The sequence below is a fragment of the Allobosea sp. 2KB_26 genome (genome assembly GCF_052115715.1).
Lineage (GTDB): Bacteria > Pseudomonadota > Alphaproteobacteria > Rhizobiales > Beijerinckiaceae > Allobosea.
Map to the genome: position 1 here is coordinate 1 of NZ_JBFRHE010000049.1, position 4,047 is coordinate 4,047.

Here is a 4,047-nt window from a genome sequence, read left to right on the forward strand (position 1 = left end):
GGGACGCATGTCGGGACGGCTCTGAGCGATGTCCTGATCGGGGCGGCGGGAGCCGACAACCTGATCGGCCAGGGCGGTGACGACGTCCTGATCGGGGCGGGCGGCGACGACACGCTCTCGGCCGGCGACGGCAACGATTTCGTCGATGCCGGGGAGGGCCGCGACGTGGTCCTCGGCGGGGCCGGCGACGACGTGCTGCTCGGCGGGGCCGGCAACGACCTGATCGATGGCGGGGCGGGCGAGGACCGGATCTTCGGTGGCACGGGCGACGACCGGATCACGGCCGGCGCCGGCGACGACACGGTGGTGGCGGGTGCGGGCAATGACGTGATCGTGGCGACAGTCGGCGACGGCAACGACGTCTATTTCGGCGATGACAGCGACGGCGGCTCGGGCATCGACACGCTCGACATGTCGGCGATCACGGCGAACCTGACGGTCGATCTCGGCACCGGCCTGCTCGGACGCGGCAGCGCGGTCAGCACGCAAACCGGCAGCGACACGCTCTGGAGCATCGAGAACGTCGCGACCGGCTCGGGCAACGACACGATCACGGCCAGTGCCGCGGTGAACGTGATCGAGGGCGGGGCCGGCAACGACATCTTCCGCTTCGAGAGCAAGGAAGCGGCGGATGGCGACACCATCCTCGACTTCGAGCCCGGCGATAAGCTCGACCTCTCCGGCATCGACGCCAATGGCGCGCTCGCCGGCAACCAGAGCTTCACCCTGACCAGCGGCCCGGCCTTCACCGCCACCGCCCAGCTGGTGGTCGCCTACGAGACCCGGGCCGACGGCGACTACACCGTGGTCAAGGGCAATGTCGACGGCGATGCCGATGCCGACTTCCAGATCAACCTGAAGGGCAGCCACACCCTGACCGGCAGCAACTTCAGCTTCTAGAAGCGGCGCCTTTTCGGCCGGCGGGCTCCTGGTCCGCCGGCCACTCCCACCGTCCTGCACCGCCTTCCTGCCGACTGCTTCATTTGACGGTTTGCGATCATGGCACCTTCCAAGGCACAGACCTCCGCCCGCCGCCGCGATGCCGCCCGGCTGACGCTCGGCTTCCGCTCGGCCTTCCTCTTCCTGTTCGCGATCTCGGGGCTGATCAATGTGCTGGCGCTGACCGGCTCATTCTACATGCTGCAGGTCTATGACCGGGCGCTGACCTCGGGCAGCGTCCAGACGCTGGCGGCACTCTCGGCGCTGGCGATCGGGCTCTATTTGTTCCAGGGCGCCTTCGACGTGATCCGCTCGCAGGTGCTGGTCCGGGTCGGGGCCAGGCTCGACAAGGACATCGCGCCGCTGGCGCACCGGGTGGCGATCGACATGCCGCGCTTCGGCTTCTCCAGCACCGAGGCGCTGGAGCGCGGCCGCGATGTCGACACGGTGCGCGGCTTCCTCGGCAGCCAGGGGCCGGGCGCGCTGTTCGACCTGCCCTGGATCCCGCTCTATCTCGCCTTCGCCTATTTCCTGCACCCCTGGCTCGGCGCGCTGACGCTGGCGGGCGCCGTGGTCCTGACCCTGCTGACGGTGGCCAGCGAGATCCTGACCCGCCGGCTCAACGGCACGACGCGCCAGGCGGCGATCACCCGCGGCGCGATCGCCGATTCCAATGCCCGCAATGCCGAGGTGCTGAAGGCGATGGGCTTTGCCGACCGGGCGGTCGCGCGCTTCAACCTGGCCAATCGCGAGCACCTGGCGCTGCAGACCAAGGCCAATGACCTCGGCGGCAGCTTAGGGGCGGTCTCGCGCGTGCTGCGCATGATCCTGCAATCGGCGATCCTCGGCATGGGCGCCTATCTGACGATCAAGGGCGAGCTCTCGGCCGGGGCGATCATCGCCTCCTCGGTCGCCTCGTCGCGGGCGCTGGCGCCGGTCGATCTCGCGATCGCCAACTGGAAGTCCTTCGTCGCGGCACGCGCCGCCTTCCAGCGCCTGCGCGAGACGGTGGTGGCGCTGAGCCAGGCGGTGGTGCCGATGCAGCTGCCGGCGCCGGTCGGCTCGCTCAAGGTCGACAAGATCACGGTCGCCGCCCCGGTCTCGGGCCAGGTCCTGCTCAGCGAGGTCGGCTTCGACCTGAAGGCGGGCACGGCGCTCGGCCTGATCGGCCCGAGCGGCGGCGGCAAGACGACGCTGGTGCGGGCCCTGACCGGGATCTGGCCGTGCCTGCGCGGCTCGGTCCGGCTCGACGGCGCCGAGCTTTCGCAATGGCCGGAGGCCGCGCTCGGCCGCTTCGTCGGCTATCTCCCGCAGGAGGTCAGCCTGCTCGATGCCAGCGTCGAGGAGAACATCTCGCGGCTCTCGGCTGAGAGCGACGCCGCCGGGGTCGTGGCGGCGGCGAAGGCGGCGGGCATCCACGAGATGATCGTGCGGCTGGCCGATGGCTACCAGACCCAGCTCGGGCCGCAGGGCGCGGCGCTCTCGGCCGGCCAGCGCCAGCGCATCGGCCTGGCGCGGGCGCTCTACGGCAACCCCTTCCTGGTCGTCATGGACGAGCCGAACTCGAACCTCGACGGCGAGGGCGAGAGCGCGCTCAAGACGGCGATCGAGACGGTCAAGGAGCGCGGCGGCATCGCCATCATCGTGGCGCACCGGCCGAGCGCGCTCGCCGCCGTCGACTTCGTCGGCGTCATCCAGAACGGCAAGCTCGCCGCCTTCGGGCCGCGCAATGAGATCCTGACCCCGGCGACGACGCAGGTTGCACCAGCGAGCGCGCCGGCAGCCCCGCTGCGGATGCCGCAGGCCAGTCCCATCGCAGCTCCCTTCAAGCCTGCGCATGAACGGGTGTCGGCATGATCGAGATCAAGACCCTCAAGTCTCCGGCGCCGGGCGCGCCCACCGCGGAGCAGAGCTACCGCAAGATCACGGACGAGGACGCGGCCCCGTCGCGCTGGCCGGCGCTGGTCGTGCTCGCGCTGACCGCGGTCGCGATCTACGTCAAGAGCCTCTTCCCCAGCCACGCCAAGTCCGATCTCGGTCCGCCCACTGAGACCCCGGGYGAGGATGCGGCTGGGGGAGGCGCACCGAAGCAGGCGCAGGCCGAGGCCGAGGACAAGGAGGCCGAGGACGAGACCGGSGCGATCAAGAAGGAGGCCGAGGACGAGCAGGCGCTCGGCTCCGGCGGCCAGGCGGTCGGCACGGCCGGGCTTGCCGCCTTTCTCGGCATCGATTCCCCGCTGATCGATTATGAGCAGCTGCCGCTGCGCCGCTTCTCGCCGGCGAAGCTCGAGGATGTTTTTGGCGGCGATCCGGCGAGCAACGACAACCTGACGCTGAGCTCCGGCGGCGGCCTCTCCGGCAGTGCCGGCTCTGGCAGCGGCCACGCCTTCGAGGGGATCGCCTCGGCCGGCGGCGGTTCCGGCGGCCACCATCCCGGCCCCGGCGGTGAGAACCCTGGCGGACCCGGCGGTGAAAACCCCGGCGGGCCACGCAGCAACCGCGCCCCGCARCTSGCCGGYGTCGTCAGCCTGCGCAGCATCGGGCGCTGCGAGACGCTGCTGATCACCACGATCGGCCTGCTCGCGGGGGCACGCGACCCCGATGGCGATGCGCTGGCGATCCGCAATCTCACCGCCTCCAGCGGCACCTTGACCGCGGTCGAGGGCGGCTGGGAGTTCACCCCGACGCCYGGCTATTTTGGCCCGGTGACGCTGAGCTATGAGGTCAGCGACGAGACCGTCGCGGTCSCCCAGACCGCGCTCTTCAGTGTCGTCGAGTTCACCGAGATCAACGGCACGTCAGGCGATGACAGCCTGACCGGGACCGAATGCGCCGACCTGATCGACGGCCGCGACGGCAACGACGTGATCGATGGCCGCGGCGGCTCGGACATCCTGCATGGCGGCGCCGGCAACGACTTCATCCGCGGCGGCGCCGGCCATGACCTGATCTATGCCGGCCGCGGCAACGACATCGTCTATGGCGGCACCGGCAACGACACGATCTATGGCGGCGACGGCGACGACCAGCTCTTCGGCGAGGATGGCGACGACATCATCTACGGCGAGGCCGGCGATGACATCATCATCGGCGGCAAGGGCAACGACC

Annotated in this window: 3 protein-coding genes; all 3 read left to right on the top strand. The window is 70.3% G+C overall.

The features are described 5' to 3' along the window. A partial coding sequence (locus tag AB4099_RS35080) for a calcium-binding protein (RefSeq protein WP_441481492.1) occupies positions 1-900 on the top strand: 900 nt, incomplete at its 5' end. A gap of 99 nt (positions 901-999) precedes the next feature. Next, positions 1,000-2,796, top strand: coding sequence for a type I secretion system permease/ATPase (locus AB4099_RS35085; protein ID WP_441481493.1), 1,797 nt, complete (start codon positions 1,000-1,002; stop codon positions 2,794-2,796). Further along, positions 2,793-4,047, top strand: a 1,255-nt coding sequence (locus tag AB4099_RS35090; RefSeq protein ID WP_441481494.1) for a calcium-binding protein, incomplete at its 3' end; no start/stop codon positions are given. The genes AB4099_RS35085 and AB4099_RS35090, both read left to right, overlap by 4 nt.

What these genes read in the sequence shown, in the direction of transcription:
- AB4099_RS35085 (WP_441481493.1), top strand. Translation starts at nt 1,000, where the DNA reads ATGGCACCTTCCAAGGCACAGACCTCCGCCCGCCGCCGCGATGCCGCC.